The organism is Alloalcanivorax gelatiniphagus, assembly GCF_005938655.1.
GTDB classification, from domain to species: domain Bacteria; phylum Pseudomonadota; class Gammaproteobacteria; order Pseudomonadales; family Alcanivoracaceae; genus Alloalcanivorax; species Alloalcanivorax gelatiniphagus.
Map to the genome: position 1 here is coordinate 81,854 of NZ_VCQT01000008.1, position 16,387 is coordinate 98,240.

Here is a 16,387-nt window from a genome sequence, read left to right on the forward strand (position 1 = left end):
GGCTTACTTGACCCCTTGCTGGTCACAGGCTTGCACCGCCGCGCGGGATCGCTCCAGCATCCGCGCGCGGCGCTCTTGATCAATCACTTCCATCTCCCCGGTATCCGGGTTTTCCGCCCGCACCACCGGCTTGTTCTCCAGGGTGTCCACATTGCGGCGGTACTGGTCGCATTCTTCCTTGCGGTACCGGACCGGCCCGGCGGCCGGTTGGGGCTGGCGGTTGCCCTGGTCCGACCCCTGGTCATCCCGGGCCTCGGCCTGGCGCCGTTCGCGCAGGCGTTCCAGGGCTTCCGGCTGATCGGAGCTGGCGGACCGGCGGGTGCGCACCTCCTCGGCGGAGCCCCCCTGGGGCGGCCGGGTGTCGTAGTGGGTGACGCCGTTTTCATCCACCCATTTGTAGTATTTGGCGGCCAGCGCCGGCGCGGCCAGAGCCAGCAGCGCGGCGGTGAGTAGTGCGCGGGTCGTGTTCATGGTGGTCGGTCCCCTCGAAAACCCCTAAGGATGGCCGGGGCAGAATGCCCCCGGCGCCCGCTATTGTGCAACTGAACCGCCTTTCAGGGGTTTGAAAACGGCCGCATTTCTGACAATATTGAGCCCTTTCCGGAGATCGGAACCCGCAGACGCTTACCGGCGCCTGTGTGGCCGGGACCCGGGGCGTCGTTACCGCGGCGTCCTAAAGCAGCATCTACTGCACGCTTGTCCCGCCGTTGGAATCTCTTGGGGTTCTGCGCGGCCAGGCGCTCCCCTCCGAGCTTCCCGACCTGTGTCCGCCGTCGGCCACCTCCACGCGGACCCGGAACGCCCAAGTACGGCGTTCTTCCCACAGGTTATGGGGTACCTGACGTACCCAGGCAACACTCCCGTTCCGCCGCCCGCCGGCGGAGTGAATGCTATTTGTGATTCGAGGTAACCAACGTGGAAATGTTATCCGGTGCGGAAATGGTGGTCCGCGCTTTGCAGGACGAGGGGGTGGAGTACATCTTCGGCTATCCCGGAGGGGCTGTACTGCACATCTATGACGCGTTGTTCCAGCAGGACACGGTCAATCATATTCTGGTGCGCCACGAGCAGGCGGCCACCCACGCCGCCGACGGCTATGCCCGCTCCACCGGCAAGCCCGGCGTGGTGCTGGTGACCTCCGGTCCCGGCGCGACCAATGCCATCACCGGCATCGCCACCGCTTTCATGGACTCCATTCCCATGGTGGTGCTGTCCGGTCAGGTCCGCTCCGACTGGATCGGTGACGATGCCTTCCAGGAAACCGACATGGTGGGTCTGTCCCGGCCGATCGTGAAGCACAGCTTCATGGTGCGCGACCCGCGTCAGATTCCGGACATGATCAAGAAGGCGTTCTATATCGCCAGCACCGGCCGGCCCGGCCCGGTCCTGGTGGATATTCCCAAGGACCACACCGCGCCGCACAACACCTTCCCGTATGAGTACCCGAAGAAGGTGAAGATGCGTTCCTACGCGCCGGTGACCCGTGGCCATTCCGGTCAGATCCGCAAGGCCGTGGACGAGCTGCTCAAGGCCAAGCGGCCGGTGATCTATGCCGGTGGCGGCGTGATCCAGGGCGAGGCCAGCGAGGCGCTCACCGCCCTGGCGCGCAAGCTCAACTTCCCGGTCACCAACACCCTGATGGGGTTGGGCGCCTACCCGGGCACCGATGAGCAGTTCCTGGGCATGCTCGGCATGCACGGCACCTACGAAGCCAACATGGCGATGCACAACGCGGACGTGATCCTGGCCGCCGGCGCGCGCCTGGATGACCGTGTCACCAACAACACCAAGAAATTCTGTCCGGGCGCCAAGATCGTTCATATCGACATTGACCCGGCCAGCATTTCCAAGAACGTGGCCGCGCACATTCCCATCGTCGGCCCGGTGGGCCAGGTGCTGGACGAAATGCTGGCCATGCTCGACGAGCAGGGCAGCGTCGGCACCGACACCAAGAGCCTGGAGCGCTGGTGGCAGGAAATCGCCGGCTGGCGGGAAGTGCACGGGCTGCGCTTCGAGACCAACGAGCAGGGCCCGATGAAGCCCCAGCAGGTGGTCCAGGCCCTGTACAAGGCCACCAAGGGCGACGCCTATATCACCTCCGACGTGGGCCAGCACCAGATGTTCGCCGCCCAGTACTATCTGTACGACCGGCCCCGTCGCTGGATCAACTCCGGCGGGCTCGGCACCATGGGCTTCGGCCTGCCGGCGGCCATGGGCGTGCAGTTCGCGCACCCGGACGCGGTGGTGGCCTGTGTCACCGGCGAGGGCTCCATCCAGATGAACATTCAGGAGCTGTCCACCTGCCTGCAGTACGGGCTGCCGATCAAGATCATCAACATCAACAACCAGGCCCTGGGCATGGTCCGCCAGTGGCAGGACATGCAGTACGGCGGCCGCCACAGCCAGTCGTACATGGAATCCCTGCCGGATTTCGTCAAGCTGGCCGAGTCCTACGGTCACGTGGGCATGATGGTGGAGAAGATCGAGGACCTGGACAGCGCCATGGAAGAAGCTTTCGCGCTGAAGGATCGGCTGGTGTTCATGGACATCTACGTGGACCCCACCGAGCACGTGTACCCGATGCACATCGCCGACGGGTCCATGCGTGATATGTGGCTGAGCAAGACGGAGCGGACCTGATGAGACGTATCATTTCGATTCTGATGGAAAACGAGCCCGGGGCCCTGTCCCGGGTGGTGGGTCTGTTCTCCCAGCGTGGCTACAACATCGAAACCCTGACGGTGGCCCCCACCGAGGACGAGACCCTGTCGCGCCTGACCATGACCACCACCGGCGACGAGAAGAAGATCGAGCAGATCACCAAGCACCTCAACAAGCTGATCGAGGTGGTGAAGCTGGTGGATCTCACCGAAGGGGCCCACATCGAGCGTGAAATCATGCTCATGAAGGTGAAGGCCACCGGCGCCCAGCGCGCCGAGGTGAAACGCACCGTGGACATCTTCCGTGGCCAGATCGTGGATGTGACCGCCACCGTTTATACGGTGCAGCTCACCGGCACCACCGACAAGCTGGAGGCGTTCATCGCCGCCATCGGCGAAACCCAGGTGCTGGAAGTGGTGCGCTCCGGCGTGTCCGGCATCTCCCGTGGCGAGAAGGTGCTCAGCCTCTGAGCCCCTTCTCCCGGCCGCCGGGCAAGCCATCCATCGACGAACCCTGCCGTGTGCGGGGTTTGTCGTATCTGGCTAAAATGAACGCTCCCCCGTGGGGTAGGACAGAAGGACCCAGTCAGTGAGCGTAAAACGGATTCTCTGCGTGTTCGGCACCCGGCCGGAAGCGATCAAGATGGCGCCGGTGGTGAAAACGCTGCAGGATGACGCCCGCTTTGAAAGCCGGGTCTGTGTCACCGCGCAGCACAGGGAAATGCTGGACCAGGTGCTGGCGCTGTTCGCCATTACCCCCGACCACGATCTGGACATCATGGCGCCGGGTCAGGACCTCCACCACATCACTTCCCGCATCCTGCTCGGGCTCGGCCCGGTGCTGCGTGCCGAGCAACCGGACATGGTGCTGGTGCACGGCGACACCACCACCACCCTGGCCGCCACCCTGGCGGCGTTCTATGAAAAAATTCCGGTGGGCCACGTGGAAGCGGGGCTGCGCACCGGCAACCTGCTGTCCCCCTGGCCGGAAGAAGCCAACCGCAAGCTTACCGGCGTGCTGGCCCGGGCCCACTTCGCGCCCACCGGCACCGCCCGCGACGCCCTGCTCGCCGAGGGCGTGGACCCGGCCACCATCCTCACCACCGGCAACACCGTGATCGACGCCCTGCTGTGGGTGAAGGCGCGGCTGGATCAGGACCAGGCGCTGCGGGCGGAACTCGCCGAGCGCCTGCCGTTCGGTCTGGCCGGGCCGATGGTGCTGATCACCGGCCACCGGCGCGAGAGCTTCGGCGGCGGCTTCGAGCGGATCTGCCAGGCGGTGGCGCGGCTGGCCGACGCCCACCCGGACACCGACTTCGTGTACCCGGTGCACCTGAACCCCAACGTCCAGGAGCCGGTGAAACGGCTGCTGGGCAACCGCGCCAACGTGCACCTGATCGAACCCCAGGATTACCTGCCGTTCGTGTGGCTGATGAGCAACGCCCGGGTGATTCTCACCGACTCCGGCGGCATCCAGGAAGAAGCTCCGTCCCTGGGCAAGCCGGTGCTGGTGATGCGCGACACCACCGAGCGGCCCGACGCCCTGGAGGCCGGCACCGTGAAACTGGTGGGCACCGACGAGGCGGCGATTTTCCGGGAAACCGACCGCTTGCTCACCGACGCCGTCGCCTGGCAAGCCATGAGCCTGGCCCATAACCCCTACGGTGACGGCCAGGCCGCCCGCCGCATCGCCGATTTTCTCGCCGAGGAACCCTGATCCATGGAATTCCAAACTGTCTGTGTGGTTGGCCTGGGCTACATCGGCCTGCCCACCGCCGCTGTGTTTGCCGGCCGCCGCAAGAAAGTGATCGGCGTGGACGTGAACCGGGACGCGGTGAACACCATCAACCGGGGTGAGATTCACATCGTCGAGCCGGAACTGGACATCGCGGTGCACGCGGCGGTCAAGGAAGGCTATCTGCACGCCACCACGGAACCGGAACCGGCGGATGCGTTTCTGATCGCGGTGCCCACCCCCTTCAAGCGGCAGGCCGATCCGGCGGCGGTGCCGGAACCGGATCTGACCTATATCCGTGAAGCGGCCCGGTCGGTGGCGCCGGTGCTGCGCAAAGGCAACCTGGTGATTCTTGAATCCACCTCGCCGGTGGGCGCCACCGAACAGATGGCCGCCTGGCTGGCCGAGGCGAGACCGGACCTGAGCTTTCCCCAGCACGCCGGGGAGCAGGCCGACATTCGCGTGGCCCACTGCCCGGAACGGGTGCTGCCCGGCCGTATCATGCACGAACTGATCGAGAACGACCGGATCATCGGCGGCATGACCCCGGCCTGCGCCCGGGCCGCCGGTGACCTGTACCGCTGTTTCGTGCGCGGCGACTGCCTGCTGACCACCGCGCGCACCGCGGAGATGGCCAAGCTCACCGAGAATGCGTTCCGCGACGTGAACATCGCTTTCGCCAACGAACTGTCGATTATCGCCGAGCAACTGGACATCGACGTGTGGGAACTGATCCGGCTGGCCAACCGCCACCCCCGGGTCAATATTCTTCAGCCGGGGCCCGGAGTGGGCGGCCACTGCATCGCCGTGGACCCCTGGTTCATCGTCAGCCAGACCCCGGAGCAGGCCCGGTTGATCCGCGCCGCCCGCGAGGTCAACAGCGGCAAACCCGACTGGGTCGTGGAAAAGATCAAGGTGGCCGTGGCGGACCTCCTGCAGAGCCGCCCCCAGGCCCGCGCCACGGACCTGACCATCGCCTTCTTCGGCCTCGCCTTCAAACCGGACATCGACGACCTGCGCGAAAGCCCGGCCCTGGAAATCGCCACCCGGGTGGCCCGGGTGCACCCGGGCGGCCTGCTCGCGGTGGAGCCCAATATCACGGCCCTGCCCAAGGAACTGGTCGACCACGGCGTTCGGCTGGTGTCGGCGGATGAGGCCCTGGCGCAAGCCGATATCGCGGTGGCGCTGGTCGGTCATCGCTCTTTCCGGGGACTGGATCAGGCCCGCCTGGACGGAAAATGCTGCATCGACGCCTGCGGTCTATGGGCATCGGCACCCGCATGAGACCCGGGCCGGACCCGAATTCAAGGGGCATTCTGGCCCGTAATCTTTCGTTCAGCGTGCTGAGCCGTCTTGCGCAAATCGGTGTTTCTTTCTTCACCGTGGGGCTGGGTGTTCAGGCCATTGGTCTGGATGAATGGTGGATCGTCGCCACCTCGCTCAGTGTGTTGTCTTTGGTGCTGGTGATTCAAAGCGGCGCCGTGGTGGCGTTATCCCGACTGCTGATCGAGAACCAGAAGCAATCGGCCAAAGCGGCGGATCTGTACACCACGGCGCGTCGCGGTTTGCTCGGTATCGGCGTTTTTTTTCTGGCCGGCAGTGCGCTGTTCGCCGCCTTCAGCAGTTCACCCCTGCGCGCGGAATTGCTGGTTTCCATGGCCGGCCTGATCTTCACCTTACTGGCCATTCCCAAGTACGCCGCTCTGTATGCCATGGACCGTTTGGACCTGCATTTCAAGGCATTGATCGTTGCCTCCCTGTGCAAGGTGGTGGCGGTGGTGGCGTTGTACGCGGCCGATTCCCTCGGCGTTTTTCTCTATTGCGCGGTGCTGGCGGCGGAACAACTTTTGATTTATGCCATCGTCAGTGCGCGTTTTTCGTCACTGGCCGATCCGCAAAAAACATTGCGCTCCGACGGCCGTTTTCGTGGTGTCTACTTTCGGGAAATTTTCTCACTGAATGCCTGGCTCAGCCTGAACAGTCTGAGCTATGCCTTGATCATCACCGCGCCCCAGGTTCTGTTGCACGGCGCCGTCGGCCCCCGCTCCCTGTCGTTGTACGGCGTGTTTCTGCAACTGAATAATTTCACGCGCGGTTTCTTTATTTCCTTCAATGCGTCGCTGGGTACCCGCTCGTCCCTGCATTTTGATAATCAGTCCCGGGCGTTTCAGGCACTGGCCTGGAAAGGCTCGCTGACACTGGCCCTGGCCTCGGTGCTCGGCTTCGTTGCGTTTCTGGCGGTCGGGCAGCCGTTGCTGGCGGTCTGGCTGGGGGTGTCCTTCGATGACCTGGAGTTCCTGCTCCTGTCCGCGCTCTTTATGAGTATCCTGTACGCGGCCTCCTCTCTGATGCTGGCGAACCTGTCCGTGTCGGTGAAGCGGGTTCGCGCACCGGCGCTGGCGGGGCTGGCCGTCTCGGTGATCGGTGTTTTTATTCTGTTGATTCTGAAAGCCTGGGGCGTGGGTGAGTTGCGCCACTATGTCGCGCAGATCGTGGTCTGCCAGGTGCTTTATACCTTGATCAAGAACCTGGTCATGCTCTCTCAGCTGCATGATCATCTGGCGCCCAGGGAGTTGTTGGGCCAGGCGGCGATCAGCGGTCTGGTGCTGACGTCCATGCTGATTGCCATGCTGGTGCGGTTTCCCGCCGAAATACAGGAGCTGTGGTTTTGAACAGCCGCCATCGAAGCCTTCTTTTGCTGCGCACCGCCTGGGCGCTTGGCCCTCTTAATATCGCCCGGGTGCTGCTCTACCGGTTGAGCGTGCGCTGCGGCGTTAACCGGGCGGTGCGGCGGCCACCGGCGGCGGTGGCCGGGCCGTTTTTCCGTGCCCCGGAGCATCCGCGCCCGGAGCTGACGCCGCGTCAGGGCTGGTACCTCTGGCCGGAGGCGTTCGGCTTGCGCCTGCCGCCCTGGGAGGGCGCCATGGCGACGCCGCCGCGGTGGTCGCGCAGCCTGATCACCGGCAAGGCGGTGGCGGACCCGGACCGCCCCTGGTGGAAGATCGGCGATTTCGATGCCGGGGTGGGGGACATCAAGGGCGTCTGGGAAGCGTCCCGCTACGACTGGGTGCTGGCGGCGGCCCAGCAGGCCCTGGCGGCGCCGGATCAGGATCAGCGCGAGCGGGCCCTGGAACGTCTGAATCATTGGCTGGCGGATGCGGCGCGGGCCAATCCGCCCTGGTTCGGCCCCAACTGGAAATGCGGCCAGGAAGCATCCATTCGTGTGCTCCATCTGGCCATGGCGGCGCTGATGCTTGAGCAGGTGGCGGCGCCGGAGCCGGGGCTGCCGGCGCTGATCGCCGCCCATCTGACGCGCATCGCCCCCACGCTTCATTACGCGCTGGCCCAGGACAACAACCATGGCACCTCCGAGGCCGCCGCCCTGTTCGTGGGCGGCAGTTGGCTGGCGGATCTGGGGCTGCCAGGTGGCGCCGCCTGGGAGCGGCGCGGACGGCGCTGGCTGGAAAACCGGGCGGCGCGCCTGATCGGCGAGGACGGCAGCTTCAGCCAGCACTCGGTGACCTACCACCGGGTGTTGCTGGACACCTTGAGCATGGCCGAACGCTGGCGCCGGGCGCTGGGGCGGCGGCCGTTTTCCGACCGCTTCCTGCGGCGCGCCCGGGCGGCCACCGCCTGGCTCGGCAATCTGACCGACCCGGGCACCGGGGACGCGCCCAATCTGGGCGCCAACGACGGGGCCCGCTTTGTGCCGCTGACGGACACCGATTACCGGGATTTCCGCCCGTCCGTGCAGTTGGCCACCGCCCTGTTCGCCGACGCTCGCGCCTACACCGATTGTCCGGCGGCGGACGAGGTGCTGGCCTGGCTGGATCTGCCGCCGCCGGCCCGCCATCAGCCCTGGGGGCGCAGCGTGCGTTACCCGGACGGCGGCTATCTGGTGGCGCGCACCGGCGGCGTGCTGGCGTTGCTGCGTTACCCGCGCTTTCGTTTCCGGCCGGCGCAGAGCGATTTGCTCCATCTGGATCTGTGGCTGCACGGCGAAAACCTGCTGCGCGATGCCGGCACCTACAGTTACAACCCGGCCGGGGATGACGGCGCCGATTGGAATGGCTATTTTCCCGGCGCCGCCGCCCACAATACGGTGCAGTTCGACGGCCGCGATCAGATGCCCCGGCTGGGTCGCTTTCTGTTCGGCGCCTGGCCATCGGCCTCCGGGCTACAGGGCCCGGAGGAAAGCGGAGAGCCCGGTGGCGTGACCATGGCCGCCGGCTATCGGGATTGGCGGGGCGCGGAGCATCATCGCACGGCGCTGGTCACGCCCAACCGTCTGACCGTGGTGGACCGGGTCGCCGGTTTCCGCCAGCGGGCGGTGCTGCGCTGGCGCCTGCCGCCGGGCGACTGGCAATGGCGGGACGACCGCAGCCTGGTGTGCGGGCGGCGGGTGCTGACCGTGGAGGCCACCGTGCCGGTGCTGGGGCGACGCCTGGCGGAAGGCTGGGAGTCCCGCTATTACAGTCGCAAAACCCCGCTGCCGGTAGTGGAAGTCGAAATCGGCGAGGCGGGCACATTGACCACGGAGTGGGCGTTTCCGGAATGAAGGTTTTGTATTTTCACCAGCATTTTTCCACCCCCGGCGGCTCCGCCGGCACCCGTTCCTATGAGATGGCGCGGCGGCTGGTCGAAGCCGGGCATCAGGTGACCATGGTGTGCGGCTCTTATCACGGCGGGCAAACCGGGCTGGACGGGCCGTTCCGGCGCGGGCGCCGGGAGGGCCGGGTGGACGGCATTCAAGTGCTCGAATTCAATCTCGCCTACGCCAATTCGGACGGCTTTGTGAAGCGCGCCGGCCTGTTCCTGCTGTTCGCCCTGCGCAGCGTGGCGGTGGCGCTGACCCGGCGCTACGACGTGGTGTTCGCCACCAGCACGCCGCTGACCGCGGGTATCCCCGGCATCGTGGCGCGCTGGTTGCGCGGCAAAACGTTCGTGTTCGAGGTGCGCGACCTGTGGCCGGAGTTGCCCAAGGCCATGGGGGTGATCCGCAACCCGCTGGTGCTGACACTGATGAGCGCGCTGGAGTGGCTGTCCTACCATTCCGCCCAGCGGCTGGTGGCGCTGTCGCCGGGCATGGCGGAGGGCATCCGCCGTCGCGGCATCGCCGACGAACGCATCGCCATGATCCCCAACGGCTGTGACTTCCGCATCTTCGGCAACGCCGGCAAGCCCTGGCGCCCGGAGGGCGTGGGCGAACAGGACTTGATGGCGATTTTCACCGGCACCCACGGCATGGCCAACGGGCTGGAAGCGGTGCTCGACGCCGCCGCCGAGTTGCGCCGCCGGGGGCGCCAGGACATCAAGCTGGTGTTGGTGGGGCAGGGCATGCGCAAGCCGGCGCTGATCGACCGCGCCCATCGGGAAAAGCTGGACGCCGCCCAGGGCGGCGCCATGGTGTTCCATGATCCGGTGGGCAAGGCGGACCTGGCCGGCCTGATGGCCGCCGCCGACTTGGGCATGCAGATCCTCGCCAATGTGCCGGCGTTTTATTACGGCACCTCGCCGAACAAGTTCTTCGACTACCTCTCCGCCGGCCTGCCGGTGCTCAACAACTATCCGGGCTGGCTGGCCTCGATGATCGAGGAAGCCGGTTGCGGGTTCGCGGTGCCACCGGAAGACCCGGCGGCGTTCGCCGACGCCCTGGAGGTCGCCGCCGATGATCGCCCGGCTCTGGCCGCCCGGGGTGAAGCGGCCTTGGCGCTGGCCCGGGCCCGCTTCAGCCGTGATGATCTGGGCCGTGATTTCGTCGCCTGGGTGACCCGCGGGCAGGCACCGGTGAAGGAGAGCGATCATGATTAAACGGCTGCTTGATGTGCTGGTATCCGGCAGCGCGCTGCTGGTGCTGTCGCCGCTGCTGCTGGTGTTGGCGGTGCTGGTGCGGGTCAAGCTGGGGGCGCCGGTGCTGTTCCGCCAGACCCGGCCGGGCCTGCACGGCAAGCCGTTTGAGATGATGAAATTCCGCACCATGACCGACGCCCGCGATGGCAATGGCGAGTTGCTGCCGGACGCGGAACGGCTGGTGCCGTTCGGCCGCTTTCTGCGCGACAGCAGCCTGGACGAACTGCCGGAGCTGATCAATGTGCTGCGCGGCGACATGAGCCTGGTGGGCCCGCGCCCGCTGCTGATGAGTTACCTGCCGCTGTACAACGCCCACCAGCGCCGCCGTCACGAAGTGCGGCCCGGCGTCACCGGCTGGGCCCAGGTCAACGGCCGCAACAACATCACCTGGCAGGAAAAATTCGATCTCGATGTCTGGTACGTGGATCATCACAGCCTGTGGCTGGATCTGCGTATCCTGGCGCGCACCGTGACCGCCGTGCTGAAACGCGACGGGGTCGCCAAGGACGGCCACGCCACCACCGACTATTTTCAGGGGAACGACGAACCATGACCCGGGATGCTTCCAGGACCAAGGTACTGTTCATGGGCCGCAAGCCGGTGGCCGCCGAGGCACTGCGCTGGCTGCTGGCCCGCGACGACGTGCAGGTAGTGGGTGTGATCACCGACAGCCATCTGTCGGTGTCGCCCACCAGCGACGTGGCCCGCGCCGCCGGCGTGCCGATTCTCGACCGGGACACCATGGAGGCGAAGGTGGCCGCCGGCGAGCTGCAAGTGGACCTGGGGCTGTCCATGCTCTACTGGCAGAAGATCCGCCGGCCGCTGCTGGATCACTGCGCCCGGGGCGTGATTAATTTCCATCCCGCGCCGCTGCCTGAGTACAAGGGCACCGCCGGCTACAACCTGGCGATTCTCGAGGACCGGCCGGACTGGGCGGTGAGCGCCCACTATGTGGACGAGGACATCGACACCGGCGAGATCATCCAGGTGCAGTCGTTTCCGGTGGACCGGGAGCACGAAACCGCGCGCAGCCTGGAAGCCAAATCCCAGCCCCGGCTGCTGGCCCAGTTCGAATCGGTCACCGCGCGTCTGCTGGCGGACCCGGCGCCGCTGCCCACCACTCCCAATACCGGCGGCCGCTATGTGAGCCGGGCGGAGATGGAAGCCATGAAGGAAGTGCGCGACGGCGACGACGTGGAACGCAAGATCCGCGCGTTCTGGTTCCCGCCCTATGACGGCGCCTACCGGCTGGTCAACGGCGTTAAATGCACCCTGGTCAGCCGCGCCATTCTGCAGTCCCTGGCGGACCCCTCCACCAGCAGCCTGTTCACCGACCCGTCCTGATCCCCGGTCTCAGCGCGGCTGGGACCAGAGCGCCTGGATCACCGGGTCGGCCAGGCGTTTTTCCCGGGTGAACAAGCCCACCTCGTAATCCGCCAGGGCGGGGGTGACCTGCAACGCCCGGGTGCGTTCCGCCAGGGGGCTGCGCTCCAGCACGATGCGCGGCGCCACCCCCACGCCGAAGCCCAGGCTCACCATGCTGACAATCGCTTCGTTGCCGCTCACCTGGGCATAGATGCGCGGCGTCACCCCGAGGGTGCGGAACCACTGATCCAGACGCTGCCGGGACAGGCCCTGTTCGGACAGAATCATTGGCACCTCGCGCCAGGCCTCCGCCCGGGCCGGGCCGGACAGTGCCTCTGCGAGCCGGGGCTGATCGCTGGGCGCGATGAACAGTAACGGCGAGCGCAGGATCGGCCGGAACGCCAGTCCCCGGGGCAGGGCACCGTCCGGGCGAGCGCCGATGGCGATGTCCTCGCGGCCGGTGAGCACCCGGTCCATGGCCTGGGCCGGGTCGCCGGTATGCAGCTTGATCTCGATACCCGGGTAGTCGACGCGGAAGCGGCTGAGAATGTCGTACAGAAAGCTGTAGCTGGCGGTCACCGAGCAATACAGGCTCAGCTCGCCCTGCAGCACGCGGCCGCTTTCCTGCATGGAATGCCGCAGGCTGTCCCACTGCGCCAGCGCCTCCCGGGCGTACTGCTGAAAACGCCGCCCCTCCCGGGTCAGGCTCACGCTGCGGTTATCGCGCAGGAACAGGGTCACGCCCAGTTCGTCCTCCAATTGGCGGATGGTGCGGCTCACCGCCGAGGGGCTCATATGGCAACGGTCGCCGGCGCGGCCGAAGTGCAGGGTCTCGGCCAGGGCCAGAAACAGGCGGAGGGGGCGGGTGTCCATGGGTGTGTTCCGGAAATCGGCATGCTGTGTTGCGAATATATCATTTTACGCAACGCCGGGCATGGCCTAAGGTGTGGGCCCTTGATTTATTCACCAGCGTTCATTCACCAGCATTCGGGGCAACACCATGCAAGTCTACTACGATAAGGATTGTGACCTTTCCCTCATCCAGGGCAAGAAAGTGGCCATCATCGGCTATGGCTCCCAGGGCCACGCCCACGCCAATAACCTGAAGGAATCCGGTGTCGACGTCGTGGTGGCACTGCGTGAAGGTTCCTCCTCCGCCGCCAAGGCGGAAGGCGCCGGCCTCACCGTGAAAAGCGTGCCGGAAGCGGTAAAAGCCGCCGACGTGGTAATGGTGCTGGCCCCGGACGAGAACCAGTCCGCCATCTACCAGAACGAAATCGAGCCGAACCTGAAGCAGGGCGCCACCCTGGCATTCGCCCACGGCTTCTGCATCCACTACAACCAGATCGTGCCGCGCAAGGATCTGGACGTGATCATGGTGGCGCCCAAGGCACCGGGCCACACCGTGCGCACCGAGTTCACCCGTGGCGGTGGCATTCCCGATCTGATCGCCATCTTCCAGGACGCCTCCGGTCAGGCCAAGGACCTGGCGCTGTCCTACGCCTGTGGCATCGGTGGCGGCCGTACCGGCATCATCGAAACCACCTTCAAGGACGAAACCGAAACCGACCTGTTCGGCGAGCAGGCGGTACTGTGTGGCGGCACCGTGGAGCTGGTCAAAGCCGGTTTCGAGACCCTGGTGGAAGCCGGTTACGCGCCGGAGATGGCCTACTTCGAGTGTCTGCACGAACTGAAGCTGATCGTCGACCTGATGTACGAAGGCGGCATCGCCAACATGAACTACTCGATCTCCAACAACGCCGAGTTCGGTGAATACACCACCGGCAAGGAGATCATCAACGAGCAGTCCCGCGAAGCCATGCGCAATGCGCTCAAGCGCATCCAGAGCGGCGAATACGCCAAGATGTTCATCAGCGAAGGTGGCCTCAACTACCCGAGCATGACCGCCCGTCGCCGCCAGAATGCCGAGCACCCCATCGAGCAAGTGGGCGAGCGTCTGCGTAACATGATGCCCTGGATTCAGGCCAACCAGATCGTCGACAAGTCCAAGAACTGAAGCCTTGCCGCCACCCGGCGGTCTAAAGCTTTGCAAAAACGCGCCCCCGGGCGCGTTTTTTGCGTCCGGCCCCTGGGGTAGACTATCGGCAACGCCCATTACCGTGAGCAAACATGGCCGAGCATCAGGACCACCCTCAAGACCGTTCCCAAGAGACCGGCGACCGCGCGCCCGACGCCTTCGAGGTGGTGGAAGCCGAACGCACCGGCGCCCGCCACAAGGGCGTCTATCTGCTGCCCAACCTGTTCACCACCGGTGCCCTGTTCGCCGGCTTCTACGCCATCGTGGCGGCCATGAACGGCCTGTTCGAGGCCGCCGCGGTGGGCATCATCGTGGCCGGCATTCTGGATGGCCTGGACGGCGGCGTGGCGCGACTGACCAACACCCAGAGCAAGTTCGGGGCGGAGTACGACTCGCTCTCGGATTGCGTGGCCTTCGGCGTGGCGCCGGGGCTGGTGGCCTATTCCTGGGGGCTGACCGAGTTGGGCAAGTTCGGCTGGATGGCCGCTTTCATCTACCTGGCCTGCGCCGCGTTGCGGCTGGCCCGTTTCAATGTTCAGGCGGAAAGCACCGACAAGCGGTTCTTTATCGGCCTGCCCAGTCCCACCGGCGCCGGCCTGGTGGCCACCCTGGTGTGGCTGGGCGCCAGCCGCGGCGTTGACGGAAACGACATCTCCTGGCTGGTAGCCTTTACGGTGGCCGGCGCGGGTTTGCTGATGGTGTCCTCGGTGCGCTACCACTCGTTCAAGGAGTTTCACATTGGGCGGGTGCCCTTCAAGGTGCTGCTGGGCGTGATCGTGGCCTTCGCCATCGTGTTCCTGGACCCGCCGCTGGTGCTGCTTACCGTGGCGGTGGTCTACGTTGTCACCGGCCTGCTGTTGAACCTTTGGCGGCTGCGCAAGAAGTCCGTGTAACAAAAGCGCGGCTCGCCTCTCTAACGGAATAACCGACCAGGAGAACGAGCCGTGCTGATTCGCAAACGTCACCGTAATGAGCCGAAAAGCTCCGAAATCACCCCGGAATCCGTCTATCTTAAGCGCCGGGAACTGATGATTCTGGGCGGGCTGGCCGGACTGTTCGCCGCCACCCCGTCCTGGGCCCGCGCCGTCGATCCGGTCGCCGAGGACGACGCCCGCCCGGCCTGGCTGCGCCAGCAGGTAGCCGGCGCCAAGGACGGTGTGCCCAGCACCGACGAAAAGCTCACCCCCTTCGACGACGTCACCCAATACAACAACTTCTACGAGTTTGGCACCGGCAAGGACGACCCGGCGGCCAATGCCCACCGTATGAAGACCAATCCCTGGCAGTTCACCGTGGCCGGCGCCGCCGAACGCACCGGCACCTTTGATCTGGAGGACCTGCTCAAGGGTCTGCCGGTTGAGGAGCGCATCTACCGCCTGCGTTGCGTGGAAGCCTGGTCCATGGTGATCCCCTGGGTGGGCATCCCCATGGCGGCGCTGCTGAAGAAACTGCAGCCCACCAGCAAGGCCCGCTACGTGGCGTTCACCACCCTGGCCGACCCCAAGCAGATGCCGGGGGTGGACTCGCCGTTCACCGGCATCGACTTCCCCTACCGGGAGGGACTGCGCCTGGACGAGGCCATGCACCCCCTGACGCTGATGGCCATCGGCCTGTACGGGCGCACGTTGCCCAACCAGAACGGCGCGCCGCTACGGCTGGTGGTGCCCTGGAAGTACGGCTTCAAGTCGATCAAATCGATCGTGCGCATCGAATTCACGGAGCAGCGCCCGGCGACCACCTGGAACCTGTTGGCGCCCCGGGAATACGGTTTCTACGCCAACGTGAACCCGGAGGTGGATCACCCGCGCTGGTCCCAGTCCCGGGAGCGCCGCCTGCCCAACTCCCTGTTCAACCCCAATTGGCGGCCCACCGAGCTGTTCAACGGCTATGACCAGGTGGCCGGGCTCTACAAGGGCATGGATCTGAGAAAGAACTACTGATGGCGGCGGCGAACAGTGTGAACCCCAAGAGCTGGACCTGGATTGCCTGGCCGCTGGGGGCGCTGCCGCTGGCCTGGGTGCTGTGGCAGGGCGTCACTGGCGGCAGCGGGCCGGACCCGGTGGCGGCGCTGGTCAATGCCCTGGGCTGGTGGGCGCTGGTGCTGCTGCTGGTGTGCCTGACCATGCGCCCGGCGGCCCGGCTGCTCAATATCCCGGCGCTGGTGATCTGGCGGCGCACCTTCGGGCTGTGGATGTTCATCTACGCCAGCCTGCATTTTCTCGCCTGGGCGACCCTGATCCTGGGCTGGGACCCGGGCCGGCTGGCCACCGAGCTGAGCAAACGCCCCTATATCATCGTCGGCGCCGCCGCCTGGCTGGCACTATGGCCGCTGGCGCTGACCAGCACCCGCAAGGCGCGCCGGCGGATGGGCAAGCGGTGGGTGAAATTGCATAGACTGATCTTTCTGGCCCTGCCCCTGGCACTGATTCATCAGTTCTGGGTGCAGAAATCCGGTTTCGGCGAATCGCTGGCGTTTCTGGCGGTGGCCCTGGTGCTGGTGGGCTATCGATTGCGAGGACGGTTTTTGCCTGGAAAATGAGCGGTTTTGCCCGGGAAAGCTGCTTTTTTCATCGTCATGCTCAAGTTCTGACCGTTTGATGAATCAGTGATGAAAAAAGTGTTGACGCCTCTCCGCAAATCCCTAGAATGCGCTCCCACAACGACGGCGGACGCAGCCAAGCAGCAGCGGCCCGGTCGGGAAGCAAAACGCTTCCAACGCTCTTTAACAATCAGGCAAGC

At 65.6% G+C, this 16,387-nt stretch carries 15 protein-coding genes; 13 read left to right on the top strand and 2 right to left on the bottom strand.

Annotation, left to right across the window (positions count from 1 at the left end; translation table 11 throughout):
* Window positions 1-3: 3 nt before the first annotated feature.
* Window positions 4-471, bottom strand: coding sequence for a DUF4124 domain-containing protein (locus tag FGS76_RS01515; protein ID WP_138770858.1), 468 nt, complete (start codon window positions 469-471; stop codon window positions 4-6).
* A gap of 444 nt (window positions 472-915) precedes the next feature.
* On the opposite strand from FGS76_RS01515, the gene FGS76_RS01520 reads away from it, so the two are divergent.
* From FGS76_RS01520 to FGS76_RS01560, 9 genes are all read left to right on the top strand, one after another.
* Window positions 916-2,640, top strand: a complete 1,725-nt coding sequence (locus FGS76_RS01520; RefSeq protein ID WP_138770859.1) for an acetolactate synthase 3 large subunit — start codon at window positions 916-918, stop codon at window positions 2,638-2,640.
* The gene (gene ilvN, locus FGS76_RS01525; protein WP_138770860.1) at window positions 2,640-3,131 is read left to right on the top strand and encodes an acetolactate synthase small subunit; all 492 of its coding nucleotides are present in this window, start codon (window positions 2,640-2,642) and stop codon (window positions 3,129-3,131) included. Before FGS76_RS01520 ends, ilvN begins: the two co-directional genes overlap by 1 nt.
* 118 nt (window positions 3,132-3,249) lie before the next feature.
* The gene (gene wecB, locus FGS76_RS01530; RefSeq protein ID WP_138770861.1) at window positions 3,250-4,377 is read left to right on the top strand and encodes a non-hydrolyzing UDP-N-acetylglucosamine 2-epimerase; all 1,128 of its coding nucleotides are present in this window, start codon (window positions 3,250-3,252) and stop codon (window positions 4,375-4,377) included.
* 3 nt (window positions 4,378-4,380) lie between these two features.
* Window positions 4,381-5,679: a UDP-N-acetyl-D-mannosamine dehydrogenase gene (wecC, locus tag FGS76_RS01535; RefSeq protein ID WP_138770862.1), complete on the top strand. Its 1,299-nt coding sequence runs from the start codon at window positions 4,381-4,383 to the stop codon at window positions 5,677-5,679.
* Complete coding sequence (locus tag FGS76_RS01540; RefSeq protein ID WP_138770863.1) at window positions 5,634-7,067, top strand: polysaccharide biosynthesis protein; 1,434 nt, start codon at window positions 5,634-5,636, stop codon at window positions 7,065-7,067. Before wecC ends, FGS76_RS01540 begins: the two co-directional genes overlap by 46 nt.
* Window positions 7,064-8,953, top strand: a complete 1,890-nt coding sequence (locus tag FGS76_RS01545) for a heparinase II/III domain-containing protein (protein ID WP_138770864.1) — start codon at window positions 7,064-7,066, stop codon at window positions 8,951-8,953. Before FGS76_RS01540 ends, FGS76_RS01545 begins: the two co-directional genes overlap by 4 nt.
* Window positions 8,950-10,206: a glycosyltransferase family 4 protein gene (locus FGS76_RS01550; RefSeq protein ID WP_138770865.1), complete on the top strand. Its 1,257-nt coding sequence runs from the start codon at window positions 8,950-8,952 to the stop codon at window positions 10,204-10,206. Before FGS76_RS01545 ends, FGS76_RS01550 begins: the two co-directional genes overlap by 4 nt.
* Entirely contained in the window at window positions 10,199-10,798 is a 600-nt protein-coding gene (locus FGS76_RS01555; RefSeq protein WP_138770866.1) for a sugar transferase, read from the top strand. The genes FGS76_RS01550 and FGS76_RS01555 overlap by 8 nt, the downstream gene beginning before the upstream one ends.
* A complete protein-coding gene (locus FGS76_RS01560) occupies window positions 10,795-11,589 on the top strand; it encodes a formyl transferase (RefSeq protein ID WP_205717143.1) in 795 nt (264 codons plus the stop codon). Before FGS76_RS01555 ends, FGS76_RS01560 begins: the two co-directional genes overlap by 4 nt.
* 9 nt (window positions 11,590-11,598) lie before the next feature.
* Here FGS76_RS01560 and ilvY read toward each other — a convergent pair whose 3' ends face one another.
* Complete coding sequence (gene ilvY / locus FGS76_RS01565; protein ID WP_138770867.1) at window positions 11,599-12,483, bottom strand: HTH-type transcriptional activator IlvY; 885 nt, start codon at window positions 12,481-12,483, stop codon at window positions 11,599-11,601.
* 127 nt (window positions 12,484-12,610) lie between these two features.
* Here ilvY and ilvC point away from each other — a divergent pair, with 127 nt between their 5' ends.
* From ilvC to FGS76_RS01585, 4 genes are all read left to right on the top strand, one after another.
* Window positions 12,611-13,627: a ketol-acid reductoisomerase gene (gene ilvC, locus FGS76_RS01570; RefSeq protein WP_138770868.1), complete on the top strand. Its 1,017-nt coding sequence runs from the start codon at window positions 12,611-12,613 to the stop codon at window positions 13,625-13,627.
* Between the two features lie 113 nt (window positions 13,628-13,740).
* Window positions 13,741-14,541 (top strand): CDP-diacylglycerol--serine O-phosphatidyltransferase, encoded by an 801-nt coding sequence (gene pssA / locus FGS76_RS01575; RefSeq protein ID WP_138770869.1) that lies wholly within the window; start codon window positions 13,741-13,743, stop codon window positions 14,539-14,541.
* 51 nt (window positions 14,542-14,592) lie between these two features.
* The gene (gene msrP, locus FGS76_RS01580) at window positions 14,593-15,588 is read left to right on the top strand and encodes a protein-methionine-sulfoxide reductase catalytic subunit MsrP (RefSeq protein ID WP_138770870.1); all 996 of its coding nucleotides are present in this window, start codon (window positions 14,593-14,595) and stop codon (window positions 15,586-15,588) included.
* The gene (locus FGS76_RS01585; protein ID WP_138770871.1) at window positions 15,588-16,187 is read left to right on the top strand and encodes a protein-methionine-sulfoxide reductase heme-binding subunit MsrQ; all 600 of its coding nucleotides are present in this window, start codon (window positions 15,588-15,590) and stop codon (window positions 16,185-16,187) included. Before msrP ends, FGS76_RS01585 begins: the two co-directional genes overlap by 1 nt.
* Window positions 16,188-16,387 lie beyond the last annotated feature (200 nt).